General features: G+C 68.3%; 15 protein-coding genes. 6 read left to right on the top strand and 9 right to left on the bottom strand.

Annotated features, from left to right (window positions below):
• Positions 1-10: 10 nt before the first annotated feature.
• The 4 genes from IMT31_RS10460 to IMT31_RS10445 all read left to right on the top strand — a co-directional run bounded on the left by IMT31_RS10460 (position 11) and on the right by IMT31_RS10445 (position 3426).
• Complete coding sequence (locus IMT31_RS10460; RefSeq protein ID WP_413542714.1) at positions 11-538, top strand: helix-turn-helix domain-containing protein; 528 nt, start codon at positions 11-13, stop codon at positions 536-538.
• Positions 539-580: 42 nt separating this feature from the next.
• Positions 581-1318, top strand: a complete 738-nt coding sequence (locus IMT31_RS10455) for a hypothetical protein (RefSeq protein ID WP_413542713.1) — start codon at positions 581-583, stop codon at positions 1316-1318.
• Positions 1319-1447: 129 nt separating this feature from the next.
• Positions 1448-2644, top strand: a complete 1197-nt coding sequence (locus IMT31_RS10450; RefSeq protein WP_413542712.1) for a PLP-dependent aminotransferase family protein — start codon at positions 1448-1450, stop codon at positions 2642-2644.
• A gap of 158 nt (positions 2645-2802) precedes the next feature.
• A complete protein-coding gene (locus IMT31_RS10445) occupies positions 2803-3426 on the top strand; it encodes a PadR family transcriptional regulator (RefSeq protein WP_413542711.1) in 624 nt (207 codons plus the stop codon).
• On the opposite strand, the gene IMT31_RS10440 is transcribed toward IMT31_RS10445, so the two are convergent.
• The 4 genes from IMT31_RS10440 to IMT31_RS10425 form a co-directional block, all read right to left on the bottom strand.
• Positions 3423-4826, bottom strand: a complete 1404-nt coding sequence (locus IMT31_RS10440) for an aminomethyl transferase family protein (protein ID WP_413542710.1) — start codon at positions 4824-4826, stop codon at positions 3423-3425. The genes IMT31_RS10445 and IMT31_RS10440 overlap by 4 nt on opposite strands.
• Positions 4827-5086: 260 nt before the next feature.
• Positions 5087-6643, bottom strand: a complete 1557-nt coding sequence (locus IMT31_RS10435; protein WP_345362538.1) for a long-chain-fatty-acid--CoA ligase — start codon at positions 6641-6643, stop codon at positions 5087-5089.
• Positions 6644-6875: 232 nt separating this feature from the next.
• Positions 6876-7883 (bottom strand): ABC transporter substrate-binding protein, encoded by a 1008-nt coding sequence (locus IMT31_RS10430; RefSeq protein ID WP_413542709.1) that lies wholly within the window; start codon positions 7881-7883, stop codon positions 6876-6878.
• Between the two features lie 14 nt (positions 7884-7897).
• Complete coding sequence (locus IMT31_RS10425; protein WP_413542708.1) at positions 7898-8899, bottom strand: ABC transporter substrate-binding protein; 1002 nt, start codon at positions 8897-8899, stop codon at positions 7898-7900.
• Positions 8900-9068: 169 nt separating this feature from the next.
• On the opposite strand from IMT31_RS10425, the gene IMT31_RS10420 reads away from it, so the two are divergent.
• Positions 9069-9551 (top strand): MarR family winged helix-turn-helix transcriptional regulator, encoded by a 483-nt coding sequence (locus IMT31_RS10420; protein WP_345362547.1) that lies wholly within the window; start codon positions 9069-9071, stop codon positions 9549-9551.
• Positions 9552-9691: 140 nt separating this feature from the next.
• Here the strand turns inward: IMT31_RS10420 and IMT31_RS10415 are convergent, their stop codons facing one another.
• From IMT31_RS10415 to IMT31_RS10395, 5 genes are all read right to left on the bottom strand, one after another.
• On the bottom strand, positions 9692-10696 hold the full coding sequence (locus tag IMT31_RS10415) for an ABC transporter substrate-binding protein (RefSeq protein WP_345362550.1): 1005 nt from the start codon (positions 10694-10696) through the stop codon (positions 9692-9694).
• Positions 10697-10759: 63 nt separating this feature from the next.
• Positions 10760-11230: a MaoC family dehydratase gene (locus tag IMT31_RS10410; RefSeq protein WP_345362553.1), complete on the bottom strand. Its 471-nt coding sequence runs from the start codon at positions 11228-11230 to the stop codon at positions 10760-10762.
• A gap of 102 nt (positions 11231-11332) precedes the next feature.
• Positions 11333-12538 carry an acyl-CoA dehydrogenase family protein gene (locus IMT31_RS10405; protein WP_345362556.1) on the bottom strand — a complete coding sequence of 402 codons (1206 nt, stop codon included), beginning with the start codon at positions 12536-12538 and terminating at the stop codon, positions 11333-11335.
• On the bottom strand, positions 12535-13458 hold the full coding sequence (locus IMT31_RS10400) for an amidohydrolase family protein (RefSeq protein WP_345362612.1): 924 nt from the start codon (positions 13456-13458) through the stop codon (positions 12535-12537). Before IMT31_RS10400 ends, IMT31_RS10405 begins: the two co-directional genes overlap by 4 nt.
• A 5-nt stretch (positions 13459-13463) precedes the next feature.
• Positions 13464-14393 carry an SDR family NAD(P)-dependent oxidoreductase gene (locus IMT31_RS10395; protein WP_413542707.1) on the bottom strand — a complete coding sequence of 310 codons (930 nt, stop codon included), beginning with the start codon at positions 14391-14393 and terminating at the stop codon, positions 13464-13466.
• Between the two features lie 207 nt (positions 14394-14600).
• Here IMT31_RS10395 and IMT31_RS10390 point away from each other — a divergent pair, with 207 nt between their 5' ends.
• The gene (locus tag IMT31_RS10390) at positions 14601-15131 is read left to right on the top strand and encodes a MarR family winged helix-turn-helix transcriptional regulator (RefSeq protein ID WP_345362562.1); all 531 of its coding nucleotides are present in this window, start codon (positions 14601-14603) and stop codon (positions 15129-15131) included.
• The last annotated feature ends 155 nt before the right edge of the window (positions 15132-15286 follow it).

Raw genomic sequence — 15286 nt, 5'->3', positions numbered from 1 at the left:
CCTGTGGCGCATGGCCGACGAGATCCCCGTCCTCACCCGCAGCCTGACCCTCGGCCCGCTGGACGCTGCCGAGCGGGACGTCCTCGCCCGGATCCCCGGGCTGCTCCCCGGCGTGGGTTCCGGCGTGGGTTCCGGCGTGGGTTCCGGCGTGGGTTCCGGCCGAGAGGCCGGGCCGGATTCCGATGCGGGACGGGCAGCGCGACAGGGCACGACGCCGGACGCGACCGTGGTGCTGGACGGCACCACCGTGCGGCTCGGCCCGGCGGCCGCCGAGGCGGTGCTCGGCCTGCTGGGCCGCCTGGCCTCGGGTGCCGCAGTGACACTGTCCGAGCAGGACCGCTGGCTGAACACCTCGCAGGCCGCTCGCCTGGCGGGGGTCTCCAACACCTACCTGCGGCAGTTGGCCGACCGCGGAGAGATCCCGGTGACCTACCGTGGGACGCACCGGCGCATCCACCCGGATGACGTCTCGGCCTGGGTGCGCCGCCGCGAGCAGCACGTGAACGAACACGACGGGGCGGGCGGCCCGCCGACGTAAGATGGTCTGGATCCCCACCGACCACGCGCCTCCAGGAGCCCCATGACCCTGCGCCTCCGCCCGGAACGCCCGCCTGGCCGCCCGGCCCCGCGCCGGGCCGCCGCAGGGCTGGTCGGCGTCCTGGCCGCCATCGTGCTGACCGGTTGCAGCATCTTCCCCTCCGGGGCGGATCCCACGGACCAGAACGGCGATCCGCTGCCCGATGCGGACGCCTCGGAGTACACCTCCGCGTCCCTGTATCTCGTGGCCCTCAACGGCGAGTACCCGCCGTCCACCACGGGGCGGGAAGTCGCCTGCCAGGACCTGCTGGTCCGAGCCCAGAGCGTCCCGGTGAAGACCGAGGACCTGGTGGGCACAGCGGTCGGCTTCCTACTGGGCGACGAGCAGTACAGTCACGGTGACCCGGCCCTGACGAACGCGCTGGACCCCTCCGAGGACGGACTGGTCTACTCCTCCAGTCGGGTGGAGGGAGACACCGTGGTGCTCGAGCTGACCGGGGACGTGGCGACGCGCAGTGAGTGCGAGTCCTACCGGATCCGTGCACAGCTCAACCGGACCGCCGCGGCGGCCGCCGGCGTACCCAACGCGGAGATCCGGGTGGACGGCGTGCCGATCGAGGAGATCCTGGGCCTGACCGAGTTGGAGCTCGGCGAGGAGATCACCACCCCGCCGGCGGAGACCAGCGGCACCGAGGACGCTGACGGAACTGGAGGCACTGAAGGCGGCCAGGAGGATCCCCTGGACGAGATCGGGGACCCGGGCCAGCTCAACGGCGGCTGAGGGCGGCCACGCCCGTGGCACCGGGCGTGGCCGCCCGGTCGCTGCCTGCCCTTCCACCGGCGAGCGCCGCGTTGTTAGCATCGGCCCATGGTCGTTCCTTCAGCGTTTCTTTCAGACCGGGCTCGCGGCGTGAAGCAGTCCGCCGTGCGGGACGTCTTCGATCTGGCCATGGCCCCGGGGGTCGTCTCCCTGGCCGGAGGCAATCCCTGGCTGGACGAGTTGCCCCTGGAGCGGCTCGGCGGCGTGGCGGAAGAGCTCGTGGCGCGCCAGGGGCACCTCAGCCTGCAGTACGGCGCCGGCCAGGGCACCCCGGAGCTGCGGGACGCCGTCTGCTCGGTGATGGCGGCGGACGGGATCAGCGGCGCGGATCCCGAGAACGTGGTCATCACGCCGGGCTCACAGGCGGCCATCGACACCGCGGCCCGCATGCTCGGCAACCCGGGGGACGTGGTGGTGGTGGAGGACCCCACCTTCGTGGGCGCCCTGAACACCTTCAACACGTGGGAGCTGGACGCCGTGACCACACCCACGGATGACGAGGGGCTGATCCCCGCGCTGCTGCGCACCACCCTGCAGCGGCTGCGGACCGAGGGGCGGCGGGTGGCGTTCCTGTACACGATCCCCTCCTACGCGAACCCCTCGGGTGCCCTGATGCCCGCGGAGCGGCGGGACGAGGTCGCGCGGATCTGCCGTGAGGAGGGCGTGCTGATCGTGGAGGACAACGCCTACGGCCAGCTCGGCTTCACGGACGGGCCCGTGGCCCCGATCGCGGCGGCCCACCGGGACCACGTGATCTACCTCGGCACCGTCTCCAAGATCTTCTCGCCCGGCGTGCGCATCGGCTGGGCGCTGGTACCGACGGCACTGCTGCGCGAGTTCTACCTCTCCGCCGAATCGGCCTTCGTCTGCCCGCCGGTGTTCAGCCAGATGCTCTCCACCGCGTTTCTCACCCGCTTCGACTGGCAGGGACACGTGGCCCGCTGCACTGACGAGTATGCCCGGCGCTGCGATGCCCTGGTGGAGGAGATGGAGCAGACCCTGGACCCACGGATCCAGTGGAGACGGCCCGCCGGCGGATTCTTCGTCTGGGCGCGCATGCCGGATGGGCTGGACACCCTGCCGCTGATGCACACCGCAGCGGAGGCCGGCGTGGTCTTCGTCCCCGGCGGGGCCTTCACTCCCGACGACGGCCCGCACCCTCATTTCCGCCTCGCCTTCTCCTTCGTTCCCCCCGAGGCGCTGCGCGAGGGCGTGCGGCGCCTCGCCCCGGTACTGAACGCGGCCCTTCCCTCGGACGATCCCCTCGCCCCACCGCGCGCAAAGTGACGTCACCCCCACCGCTGTGACGTGCCCCCGTCACTTTGTGCCTCACGAGGCCCTACGGGCATAGGGGTTTGGGCTGTGTGACGTTACAGTGGTGCAAATCGCCGAAGCGGCCGGTGCCGCAGAAAGTGGCCGGGCGTCCGGCAGGAAGGAAGGGCCGGATGTCCCTGCGCAACGCGCTGCTGGCACTGCTCACGGTGGAGCCCATGACCGGATATGACCTGGCCAAGCGCTTCGGATCCTCCGTGGGCAACGTGTGGCACGCGCCGGACTCCCAGATCTACCCCGAGCTGCGGCGGATGCTGCAGGACGGGCTGCTCGAATCCGAGGAGGTCCTGTGGGGCCGCAAGGGGCGGAAGATCGAGTACACCATCACCGATCAGGGCCGGAAGGCCTTCGGAGAGTGGATGGACTCAGATCTGCAGTGGACCAGGGACCGGGATCCCATGCATCTGCGGGCCGCCTACTTCGAATACGCCACTCCGGACCGCGCCCGAGCGCAGCTGACGGCCTACCGCGAGCACATCGGCCACATCCGCGAGCAGTGGCAACAGCAGATCGATGAGGTCGAGGCCGGCACCTCCGAGACCCTGAACCGGCGCCTGCAGTCCGTGCCCGCCTCGCAGCACCGCCGCTCCACGGCGTTCAAGAAGTTCACCTACGAGGGACTGGTGGCCCGGGCCGACGCCGAGATCGCGTGGGCCGGCCGCGGCCTCGCCCTCCTCGACGAACTGGATGCGCTGGACGCCGCAGACATCGGCGGCCAAGCCACCACCACCTCCTAGGCCTCGGACACATTGGCGCGGTAGGTGGTCCGCGCATACTCCTGGTAGGGTGCCGGAGCCACCGTGGCCCGGATTCTCACCTGCCGGTGATGCTGGTCCACCTGGGGCTTGGCGGAGACGGGGTCCTCGCCCCACACGATCTCGACCCGCTCGCCGTCCTGCAGGGCCACGTCCACAGTGGCCAGGGACATATACAGCTGTGGATAGGCCACATAGCCGGCGTCGGTGGAGATGCCCACGCGCCGGCCCTCCCGGACCACCTCGTCCATCTGGTAGAAGCCGTAGCGGCCCTTCGGGAAGTCCAGGTACTTGGCGGGCGTCCCCTCCTCGACCTGGGAACGCACGATCGCGGCCACGTCCTCCGCATTCCAGATGAGGGTCACCTTGCGCCGTGTCTGGTTCTCGGCATGCCGCTCCAGGGCCGGGCGCCCGTGGAAGTCGTGGTTGAACCGCACGGAACGGCCGAGCCCGAGGTCGTAGGGCGTGACGTAGTAGTCCTCGATGTCCTCCGAGTACAGGGATCCACCGATCGATCCCGCGCGGGCCGCCGGCAGCCAGGCACGGTACTCGGCGAAGTCCTCGCCGAAGATGGCCGGCAGCGGCGTGGGGACCCAGCCCGATTCCAGCGGCGAACTGGAGTAGGCCTTGGCGCCGACCTCCCGGATACCGTGCTCCGCCCCAGCCTCCAGCAGAGCGCCATGGACGGCCTCGTGGTCCTCCCACGGTCCGTAGAACTCGAAGCCGGGTTGGCCGGCCATGCCGTGGCGCAAGGCCTTGACGTCCTTTCCTGCGATCTTCACGTCGGCGATGTGGAAGAAATTCACGTCCGGCACCGGGCCGCCGAAGACCTTCTCCATGACCCGGTCCGCCTCCGGCCCCTGCAGCTCGTACCGATAGTACGTCGGCGGGCCGGAGCGCATGTTCGAGTTCGGGTCCAGCCGCTGGTGCACGTCCTTCCCGGCCGCCTCGGCCTTCTCCACGTTGAATCGGACCCAGTCGATCTGGATGTGGTGCCCCACCAGGACCATGCCCTCACGCTCGTCGGCGTTGTAGAACAGGATGCCGTCGCCGATCAGGTAGCCGTCCTGGTTCACGGTGATCAACTGCTTCGCCACCCCCGGACGGAAGGTCGCGAAGGTGTTCGGGGACAGGGACTCCAGTAAGGGGATGAGGTCGGCACCGCCGAGGAACAGCTGGGTCATGTGGTGCGACTGATCCATCAGCCCCACGGTGGTGCGCCACGCGCGCTGCTCGTCCCGCCAGTTCGTGAACTCGGGGGTGATGGGGAAGGTGATGGACGGCCAGTCCTGATGGCGCAGGAACTCCACGGGGCTCCCCACGCGGTCGACGGCCTGGGCCAGGGATTCGTTGGCGCTGGCCGGGGATTCGGTATGAGACATGGTGTCGCTCCTCCCGTTGGGACCCGCGTCCACCCCACGGATTCCCGAGGGCGGAGGTGCGGTGCCGGTTCCACCCAACGTAGACACGGAGCCCGAGCAGCGAAAGACCCCGTCCCTTTGATAGGGAGAACCCCCTGAAAGGGAGGACCTGGTCGTACCGGTCCCGGATCAGATGATCCTCGCCTGCCGCCGGATGCGCGACGTCGGCCGCGCACCTCAGGTGCGCGGCCGGCGTCGTGCTGTGGTGGTCCTTCCCCCGCTCAGCCGAACCGCTTGCGCAGTTCCGGCTTGCGGATCTTGCCGGAGGCGGTACGCGGCATCTCCTCGGTGAACACCACGGACTTGGGGATCTTGTAGCGTGCCAGCTTGCCGGCGAGGTGCTCGATGACCTGCTCCTCGCGCAGCTCGTACCCCTCACGGACCACGACCACAGCACGCGGCACCTCTCCCCACTTCTCGCTCGGCACGCCGATCACGGCCACGGCCGCCACAGCGTCCAGCTGGGAGATCTCCTGCTCCACCTGAGCGGGATAGATATTCTCCCCACCGGAGATGATCATGTCCTTGAGGCGGTCGGAGATGAATACGAACCCCTCCTCGTCCCGGTAGCCCATGTCCCCCGTCTTCAGCCAGCTGCCGTCCTCGGCCTCGACGAAGGAGTCACGGGTGGCGTCCTCACGGTTCCAATAGGCCTTGATGACGTTGGGCCCCTGGACCTGGATCTCGCCGACCTCACCGGGGGCGCAGATCTGGCCCATGGGGTCCACGATCCGCACGAAGGTGTGGAACTGCTGCAGCCCGGAGGACCCCTGCTTGGGCCGAGAGTATCGGGCCGGCAGGGTGGTGGCTCCCGGGGAGGTCTCGGTCATGCCGTATCCGTTGGTGAAGGCCAGCCCCTTCTTCTCGTAGGCCTCCAGCACGCGCAGCGGAACGGCGGAACCGCCGCAGGTCAGGTTGCGCAGCGAGGAGATGTCCGCCGACTCCCAGTTGGGGTGCTCGGCCAGCAACTGGTAGGTGGTCGGTACCCCGGAGATGAAGGTGGCCCGGTGCTTCTCGATCAGCTCGAGGACCCGGCCGGGCTCGAACCGCGGCTCCAGGACCAGGGTGCCCCCCTTGAGCAGGGTCGGCAGGGCCCCCATGCCCAGCGAGGCCACGTGGAACATCGGCGCGATCATGAGGGAGACGGAGTCGGACATGATGTCCATGTCCGTGAGGACGTTGAAGGAGTTCCACGTCAGGTTGCCGTGGGTGAGCATGGCCCCCTTCGGGTTGCCCGTGGTGCCGGAGGTGTAGAGGATGATCGCCAGGTCCTCCAGGCCCACGGCCACGTCCGGGCGGACCGGCTCCCCGCTGGCCAGCAGCTCCTCGTAGTCGATCGCCGTCAGGTCTCCGTCCTGCCGTTCGGCCGGCACCGGGACCCCGTCCTGTACCAACGTGAGGAGCCCGACGCCGGTCCCGCGGCTTCCCGAGACCGCCAGCGGTTCCATGGTGGCCGAGGCGAACAACACGGTGGATCCGGAGTCCTGCAGCGCGAAGGCGATCTCGGGCGGGGCCAGACGCGTATTGAGGGGCACGAAGACGGCACCGAGGGAGCCGACGGCGAACAGCGCTTCGAGGAACGAGGGGTAGTTCTCACCCAGGTAGGCCACCCGGTCGCCCTGCTTCACGCCGCGCCGGGACAGGGCGTCGGCCAGCCGGTCGATGCGGACGGCCCAGTCGTCGTACGTCAGCTCTCCAGCAGCGCTGATGACGGCGATGTTCCCCGCGGACTTGATGCGGCGGCGGTGGATCCAGTCTCCGATTCCTCGGTTGATCATGCGTACCTACTCCTCGTGGCGTCTGCTGTTGACCTGTGCGGCGGACCACACTCCCCTCCATTGTGCGCCATTTCATTGAGTAAGACAACGATTGTTGAAACGACGCATAGGGCCGGAGGTCGAGCACCCGAGGCGCAGAGTGACCGTACCCCGTCACATGGGACGGGGTACGGTCACTTTGCGCCCAGGACAGGGAGGCGGGGTGCTGGGCGCGAGAGGCTGGACTACTGCGTTACTGGCCGGCGCCGTCCAGGATGAGGTCGCTGGTGGCGGGGACCTCATCGATCAGCCCCATCTCCTGCAGGATCTCGGACATCCGCTCGAGGGAGGCGATGTTGTGCAGCTGGGGGAAGTTCGGCATGGTGAGCTCCTCCACGGTCTCCGCATCGATCGAGGTGTAGTCGGACAGGATGGCCTTGGCCTCGTCCGGATGGTCCGTGGCGTACTGCTGTGACTCCTTCATCGCGCTGGTGAAGGCCTCCACGAGCTCCGGGTCCTGCTCCAGCATCTCGTCCGTGGTGAAGTAGCCGGAGACGGACAGATCCTGCACCGGCTCGGCGAAGAAGCCGTAGATGTTCCGGGCACCCCCCTGCTCCGCCATGCTCACGAAGGGCTCCACCGCGGTGATGGCGTCCACATTGCCGGCCTCCATCTGGGAGACCATGTCCGGGAAGCCCACCTCGGTGAACTCCACCGCCCCGGGATCCCCGCCGGCCTGCCGGATGCCCTCGAACATGGTGGCGTGATTGATGTTGTTGAGGGTGTTGACGGCCACCGAATGACCCTCGAGGTCCGCCACCTCTTGGATCTCCGAGTCCCCCGGGACCATCACGGCAGCCGCATCATCGCCGCCGTCTCCGGTGGACTGCGGCCCCGTGGCCACGATCTTCAGCGGCAGCCCGGCATCGCGTCCGATGATGATCGAGGCGACGTTGGAGAAGCCGAAGTCCATCTGCCCGGACTGGACGGCCGGCACGATCGCAGCACCGCCCTGGGCCAGGGTCAGGTTGACGTCGAGGCCGTGCTTCTCGAAGATCCCCTCGTCCACCCCGAGGTAGATGGAGGCGACGTCCACGATGGGGATGACGCCGACCTCGATGGGCGTGAGCCCACCGGAGGCGTCCGACCCCGCCTGCTCCACCGGGGGCTCACCACCCCCGGAGGTGGATCCCGAGCCGCAGGCGGTCAGGGCGAACAGGGCCGCCGCGGCGACGGCGGTGAGACGAAGACGCCTGGTCATGAGGGATCCCCGCCCTACTGGACGATGAGGTCTTCGGTCGGCGGGATCTCATCGATCAGGCCGGTCTCCAGCGAGAGCTCCGCGACCCGCTCCAGCGAGGCGACGTCATGCTCCTGCGGGAAGCGCGGCATGGTCAGCTCATCGATCACGTCCTGCTCCAGGGAGGTGTAGCTCGGCAGCACGGCCTTGGCCTCCTCGGGGTGGTCCGTGGCGTACTGCTGCGACTCCTTCATGGCGGCGGTGAACGCCTCCACGAGCTCCGGGTCCTCTTCGATCATCTCGTCCGTGGTGAAGTAGGCGGCAATGGACAGGTCCGGCACCGGCTCGGCGTACTGACCGTAGACGCGCTCGGCCCCACCCGCCTCGGCGAGCGTCACGAACGGCTCCACGGCACCGATGGCGTCCACATTGCCAGCCTCCAGCTGGGCCACCATGTCCGGGAAGGGCATCTCCACGTACTCGATGGACTTGGGGTCCCCGCCCTCCTGTTTCATGCCCTCCGAGATGACGGAGTCATTGATGTTGTTCAGGGTGTTGACGGCGATGCGCTTGCCCTCCAGATCAGCCAGCGAGGTGGCGTCGGAGCCCTCGGGCACCATGATGTGCGCGAAGTCGTCATCCGCCTCCCCCGTGGTCTGCGGCCCGGTGGCCACGATCTTCAGTGGCAGCCCGGCATCCCGGCCGATGACGAGGGACGTGACGTTGGAGAAGCCGAACTCCATCTGCCCGGACTGGACGGCCGGCACGATCGCAGCACCGCCCTGGGCCAGGGTCAGGGTGACGTCCAGGCCGTGCTCCTCGAAGATGCCCTCCTCGACGCCGAGGTAGATCGGTGCGACGTCCACGATCGGGATGACCCCGACCTCGATCGGGGTCAGCTCGCCGCCGGACGCGGCAGATTCGGAGTCGGCCGCCGGCGCCGTGGTCCCCCCGTCCGTCGGAGAGCCTGAGCCACAGGCGGTCAGGGCCAGCAGGGCGGCTGCCCCCACGGCGGCGGCGCGAAGATTCCTCATCATGATGGTGCTCCTGGTGATGCAGTGCGAGCAGGCATCCGGTCGGGGGTGACCGAGCCTGTAAGGTGAATCACATCCTAGCCAGCGACCCAGTCGCCGAACAAGGCTTTTCGATGGTTTTGTCAACAATATTGTTCTTCAGCCGTGAGTCGGCGCGTCAGGAGGCCCTCTGGTGAGCGAGAACCATTCCACCCAGCAGCTCGCATGGGCCGCACCCCAGGTCTTCCGCAGCCTGGCCGTCCGCCGGCTGCTGAGCCGCCACGGCCAACTGTGGAGCGAGCAGGTCTCCGCCGAGCACACGAGCATCCAGTTCGGGCTGCTGCTGTGCCTGGCCCGCTCGGAGTCCGGGTTGAGCCAGACGGAGATCGCCGCCGAACTCTCCGTGGACAAGGCCTCCCTGACCGAGCTCGTGGGCCGCATGACCTCGCGTGGCCTTGTGGTGGTGCACCGGGACTCCCGGGACGGCAGGCGCCGGGTGGCCACCCTGACGGACTCCGGGCATCAGTTGCTGGCCTCCCTGTATGGCCCGGCCCTGGACGTGAACCGCCGGCTCTTCGCACCGCTGACGGACGCCGAGGCGGATCAGCTCATGGACCTGATGGAACGGGCCCTCGCCCACGGCCAGGACCCGGACGGTCAGGACAACCTGGGATAGGACGTCAGGCACGACGCCGGCCGGCAGCCCGGCCGCGTCCGCCTGGTCCGCTTCGGGCGAACCGCCGCCTGAACGCACCGTGCGGGCAGAGTCGACGGATTGCTCGCCATCTCTGCCCGCACAGTGGAGGGGGGTGCCGACTACTGGATGAACAGCCTCTCCGGATCCGGGGCCTCATCGATGAACCCGTACTTCACGGCCAGTTCGGCAGTCTGGTTGAGCTGCTCGGTGCGGATCTCGCCGCTGAGCTCCTCCATCTTGAGGGTCTCGGCAACCTCCTCCGGCAGGTCGATGAAGTCCGGGAGCAACGCCCGCGTGCCCTCCGGGTCCTCCTCGGAGGCGGCCAGCGCCTCGGTCATGGCCGCCGCGAAATCGGCCACGACCTCCGGGTTCTCCTCGGCGTAGGCCCCGGAGGTGAAGGTCACCATGGTGGGCATGCCGGGGATGGCGTCCTGGAAGGAGTAGCCGACGAGCTGGTTCGCGTCATCCGCCAGCACGCTGGTCAGGAATGGCTCGGGAACCCAGATCGCGTCAACATTGCCCTGCTCCAGCTGGGCCGGCATGTCCGGGAAGGGCATCTCGGTGAATTCCAGGGCGTCCGGGTCGGCGCCCTCCTCCTCGGCGTCGGCCATGATGGTCAGGTCGCCCAAGGTCCGCAGGGCGTTGATCGAGGTGACCTTGCCCTCCAGATCGGCGTAGGACTCGATGCCACTGTCAGCCTGGGCCACCACGCCGGCGATGTCATCACCCTCCGCCAGGGAGTTGGAATACCCGGCCGCGATGCGCATGTCCAGGCCCTGATCCACGGCGGTCATCACCGACAGCGGGTTTCCCACACCGAAGGTGATCTGCTGGTTGGACACGGCGGGCAGCATGGCCGCCCCGGCGTTCTGGGTGGAGAGCTCCACGTCGAACCCGTGCTCCTCGAAGATGCCGTTCTCGAGGCCGTACTGGACACCCACGGAAGGGGCGATCGGCAGCACGCCGACCGTCACCTCGGTGAGTTCCCCCGAGGCACCGGACTCGGAGGTGTCGGCCGGGGCGGTGGCATCGGCGTCACCGGTCGGCGAACCGGCGCCACAGCCGGTGAGGGTCAGGCCCGCCACGGCAACGACACCCATGAGGGATGCGAGCTTCTTGTTCATGGTTACTCCTGGGATTTCAGGCCGGCGGGGGTGCCGGACATCGGGAGCCTGAGAGCGGGTGCCTCAGGCGTAGAAGCGGGACAGGAAGGTGGCGACGACCGCGGGGCGCTCCTCGCCCTCGATCTCGATGACGGCGTCCGTGACCAGGTGCAGTCCGTTGCCCTTGACCTCCTGGACGTCCGCGATGGTGCCCTTCATGCGGATCCGGGAGCCGACCTTCACCGGGCTGGTGAAGCGGACCTTGTCCAGGCCGTAGTTGACCTTGGTCTTCACGCCGGTCACGTCGAACAGCTCGGACCAGAAGGGGATGATCAGGGACAGGGTCAGGAAGCCGTGGGCGATCGGGGCGCCGAACGGGCCCTCCTTGGCGCGTTCCGGGTCCACGTGGATCCACTGCTGGTCATCCGTGGCGTCCGCGAAGGTGTTGACCATCTCCTGGGTGACCTCGCGCCACTCGGTGTAGCCGAGTTCGGTGCCGACGGAGTCCTTGACGTCCTCGAAGGTGACGACGGTCTGTGCGGTGGTTTCTGTCATGGTGTTCTCCTCTAAGTGTGTTCTACATCACAATAGTTGCTAAGTGCAATGGACAGGGGGATTTGGTGATGGATTCGTGACCGGAGGCAGCCCGGACGGGATTCAGACGAAGGCGCCGACTCCCGTGACGGCCCGGCCCACGATCAGCGCGTTGACCTCGTGGGTGCCCTCGTAGGAGTAGATCGCCTCTGCATCGGCGTGGAACCGGGCCACGTCCGTGTCCAGCGTGATGCCGTTGCCGCCACAGACCTCCCGGGCCAGCGCCACGGTCTCGCGCAGCATGAGCGAGGTCTGCATCTTGGCCAGCGCGGAGTTCTCGTCCTTGAACACCCCGGCTGCCTGCTGCTCGGTCAGCTGCACCACCATCCCCAGGGAGGCCGTGAGGTTGCCGAGCATGCGGGCGAGCTTCTCCTGGATCAGCTGGAACCCGGCCAGCGGGCGGCCGAACTGCTCGCGCGCGGTCACGTACCGCAACGCGGCCTCGTAGGCCCCGGCCTGGGCGCCGGCCGCCATCCAGGACACGTCCGAGCGCATGGTCCGCAGACAGCGGGCCACGTCCTTGAACGAGTTGATGCCCTGCAGCCGCGCCGATTCCGGCACCCGCACGTCCCGGTACTCGATGTGGGCATTCTGCATGATCCGCAGTGAGGCCTTGTGGGGGATGATCGTCATGGACACCCCCGTTGCCTCGCGCGGCACCAGGAAGCACTTCACCTGGCCGTCGGCCGTGTCCCGGGCGAAGGTGGCGACCACGTCAGAGACGGTGGCGCCGCCGATCCAGCGCTTGGCACCGTTGATGACCCACTCCCCCGTGGCCTCGTCCCGGGTGGCCGCGGTGGCCAGGCCGCCGGCCACGTCCGAGCCGTGGTCCGGCTCGGTCAGGGCGAACACGCCGGTCAGCTCGTAGGACTGGATCCTCGCGTCCAGGTCCCTGGCCTGCTCCGGTGAGCCGCCGAGGGCGCAGACCGTGCGGAACAGTCCCGCCTGGGCGTTGTAGAGGGTGCCCACGTTGATGTCGCAGCGGGTCAGCTCGAAATTGCGGAAGCCGGTCAGGATGTCCCGCACCGGTTCCCCGGCCGCGCGCAGCGCCGGCGGGTCCATGAGCTCCAGCCCGCGGACGGCCTGCAGCAACTCCCCCGGTAGTTCTGCCCGGTCCCAGGCCTGGTTCAGGTGCGGGTACACCGTCTCCTGCAGGTTCCGGCGCAGCCCGGCGATCACCTCGCGCTCGGCCTCGGTCAACCGCTCGGCGAAGCCGAAGAGGTCGGAGGGGATCACGGACCCGACGACGGCCGGACGGGCGGCATTCATGCCGTGCCGCCCGCAGTGACCCCCAGGCCGAGCAGACGCACCGCGTTGTCCTTGAGGATCCCGGGGCGCACCTCGTCCTTGAGCGGCAGCTCGGCGAAGGCCTTCATCCACTTCTCGGCCGTGATCAGGGGGAAGTCGGTGCCGAAGAGGACCTTGCGGGCCAGCACGTTGTTGGACTGGCGTACCAGCGACTCCGGGAAGTACCGCGGTGACCAGCCGGAGAGGTCGATGTACACGTTCGCCTTGTGGGTGGCGATCGAGTTGGCCTCGTCCTGCCACGGCACCGAGGGGTGGGCCATGATGATCGGCAGGTTCGGGTGGTCTGCGGCGACTTCGTCCAACAACAGCGGGTTGGAGTACTTCAGCTTGATGCCGCGGCCGCCGGGCAGCCCGGCGCCCATGCCGTTCTGGCCGGTGTGGAAGATGCACGGCAGACCGATCTGCTCCAATTCGGCCCACAGGGGTCCGAACGCCTCGTCCGAGGGGTCGAAGCCCTGCACGGAGGGGTGGAACTTGAACCCCCGCACGCCCAGCCGATCGGCCTGGCGGCGGGCCTCGGTGATGGCCTCGGCACCCTTGCGGGGATCCACGGAGCCGAACGGGATCAGCACGTCGTTGTTCCGGGCACAGCCGGCCACGAGGTCGTCGATCGAGTTCGGCTCGCGCCCCATCTGGGTGCTGGCGTCCACGGTGAAGACCACCGCGGCCATCTGCTGGCCCCGGTAGATCTCCGCGATCCGGTCGATCGACGGCGTCCGCTCCGCAGCCTTGAAGTACTTGGAGGAGGCCTCCATGATGTCGTCCGGCATGGCCACGTGCCCGTGGTCATCCACTTCCAGATGGACGTGCATGTCGATCGCGGTCACCGCACCCACGTCCACCGCGCACTCATACCGCGCTGGGGTCGAACCGTTGTCCATGGCGCTCACTTGGCGTTCTCGGGCTGCAGCTCGGCCGGCAGCTCCGGCATCGTCTCGCCCACGGACTGCAGGTTGGCCTCGAGCAGGGCCTTGCCCTCGGCGAGCATGGTGGCGTAGTCCCATCCGCCGTCCTGGAACTCGGTGGCCACGGCCTCCGGGTGGGACCAGACCTGCAGGCGGTCGCCGCCCACGCCGATCGCCTGGCCGGAGATGCCGGCAGCCTCCTCGGAGGACAGGAAGGCGATGAGACCGGCCACGTCCTGGGCCGGCCCGAAGCCGAGCTCCTTGCGGAAGAACTCCGGCATGGCCTCGCCACGCTCGTCCGCCTCGACGGCGGCCTGGAAGAACGGGATGGTCTTCGTCATGGCGGTGGCGGCCACGGGGATGACGGCATTGACGGCGACGCCGGCCCTCTTCATCTCCATCGCCCAGGTGCGGACCATGCCCACGATCCCGGCCTTGGCGGCGGCGTAGTTGGTCTGACCGAAGTTGCCGCGCTGACCGGTCGGGGAGCCGATGGTGACGATCCGGCCGGCCACGCCGTTCTCCTTGAAATAGGCGAAGGCGGAGCGGACGCAGGTGAAGGTGCCCTTGAGGTGCACGTTGATGACCAGGTCGAAGTCCTCGTCCGTCATCTTCAGCAGCGACTTGTCCCGCAGGATGCCGGCGTTGGTCACGAGGATGTCCAGGCTGCCGAAGGTGTCCACGGCCGTCTTGACCAGCAGGTCAGCGGTCTCGGAGGTGCCCACCGGGGCCACCACGGCGGCGGCCTTCCCGCCGGCCTCGGTGATGGAGGCCACGGCGGCATCGGCCGCCTCCTGGCTCACGTCATTGATGATGACCGCAGCGCCCTGGCGGGCCAGCTCCTGCGCGTAGGCGAGGCCGAGGCCCGCTCCGGAACCGGTGACGATGGCGACTTTTCCAGTGAGGGACATGGGAACTCCTTGCGTAGCGGCAGCTTCGGTTGACTCGTCAGGCGCCCTGCGGGCACCTCTGCACACCATGACAACCCATACCGTTGAGAAAGTCAATGATGTAGATTCACTGGACAACATCACACCGGCCGCCCGACCCGCCCATTCACGGTCCGGACGGCTACACTTGAACAAATCAACTAAGTGACGAACGGTTGCGAGCAACGCATGTCCACCACCACTGACCAGGCCACCCCCGAGCGCTCCGCCGCCGAGGGCTCCCCCGAGGAACCCTCCTCAGCAGCCTCCGCATCCGAGCCCAGCGACGGCACCGAGCGCTTCCTCGACTCCGACCTCGCCCTCCAGGTGCACTTCCTGGCCTCCCGGGCACGCGGACGCGGCATCAGCCATGCCAACCGCCAGCTGGAGGGCCTCGACCTCAAGGTCCGTCAGTTCTCGGTGCTCTCCCTGGCCGCCAGCGGGATGAATCCCTCGCAGCGCGAGCTGGGCGAGTTCCTCTCGCTCGACCCCAGCCAGATCGTGGCCCTCGTGGACCACCTGGAGAAACGCGGTGCCGTCCGCCGCGAGACCGATCCGCGAGACCGCCGCTCCAAGATCATCGTGGCCACCGAGTCGGGTGAGGACCTCCACGCCCAGGCCCTGAAGATCCTCACCGACTCCGAGGACCACACCCTCTCCACCCTCTCCCCCCGGGAACGCAAGCAGCTGAGATCACTCCTGCTCAAGATCGCCTTCTAGGGCACCCCGGGGCTCACCCCCTCGCCTTCACCCTCGCGACGGCGGCCGCGCACCTCAGGTGCCCGGCCGCCGTCGCGCTTTCCCAGGAGGGCCTCTTTGTCCTGAGGAACTCAATGATTGACATTCTCAAAGGAAAAGCGTTACATATACGTAGC

The organism is Citricoccus nitrophenolicus, assembly GCF_047305825.1.
GTDB lineage: Bacteria > Actinomycetota > Actinomycetes > Actinomycetales > Micrococcaceae > Citricoccus > Citricoccus nitrophenolicus.
The sequence above is the reverse complement of the archived record's forward strand: the minus strand, read 5'-3'. Positions and strand labels throughout refer to the sequence as shown.

What these genes read in the sequence shown, in the direction of transcription:
- IMT31_RS10430 (WP_413542709.1), bottom strand. Translation starts at nt 7,883, where the DNA reads ATGACCAGGCGTCTTCGTCTCACCGCCGTCGCCGCGGCGGCCCTGTTC.
- IMT31_RS10460 (WP_413542714.1), top strand. Translation starts at nt 11, where the DNA reads ATGGCCGACGAGATCCCCGTCCTCACCCGCAGCCTGACCCTCGGCCCG.
- IMT31_RS10435 (WP_345362538.1), bottom strand. Translation starts at nt 6,643, where the DNA reads ATGATCAACCGAGGAATCGGAGACTGGATCCACCGCCGCCGCATCAAG.
- IMT31_RS10405 (WP_345362556.1), bottom strand. Translation starts at nt 12,538, where the DNA reads ATGAATGCCGCCCGTCCGGCCGTCGTCGGGTCCGTGATCCCCTCCGAC.
- IMT31_RS10425 (WP_413542708.1), bottom strand. Translation starts at nt 8,899, where the DNA reads ATGATGAGGAATCTTCGCGCCGCCGCCGTGGGGGCAGCCGCCCTGCTG.
- IMT31_RS10455 (WP_413542713.1), top strand. Translation starts at nt 581, where the DNA reads ATGACCCTGCGCCTCCGCCCGGAACGCCCGCCTGGCCGCCCGGCCCCG.
- IMT31_RS10440 (WP_413542710.1), bottom strand. Translation starts at nt 4,826, where the DNA reads ATGTCTCATACCGAATCCCCGGCCAGCGCCAACGAATCCCTGGCCCAG.
- IMT31_RS10395 (WP_413542707.1), bottom strand. Translation starts at nt 14,393, where the DNA reads ATGTCCCTCACTGGAAAAGTCGCCATCGTCACCGGTTCCGGAGCGGGC.
- IMT31_RS10390 (WP_345362562.1), top strand. Translation starts at nt 14,601, where the DNA reads ATGTCCACCACCACTGACCAGGCCACCCCCGAGCGCTCCGCCGCCGAG.
- IMT31_RS10410 (WP_345362553.1), bottom strand. Translation starts at nt 11,230, where the DNA reads ATGACAGAAACCACCGCACAGACCGTCGTCACCTTCGAGGACGTCAAG.
- IMT31_RS10445 (WP_413542711.1), top strand. Translation starts at nt 2,803, where the DNA reads ATGTCCCTGCGCAACGCGCTGCTGGCACTGCTCACGGTGGAGCCCATG.
- IMT31_RS10400 (WP_345362612.1), bottom strand. Translation starts at nt 13,458, where the DNA reads ATGGACAACGGTTCGACCCCAGCGCGGTATGAGTGCGCGGTGGACGTG.
- IMT31_RS10415 (WP_345362550.1), bottom strand. Translation starts at nt 10,696, where the DNA reads ATGAACAAGAAGCTCGCATCCCTCATGGGTGTCGTTGCCGTGGCGGGC.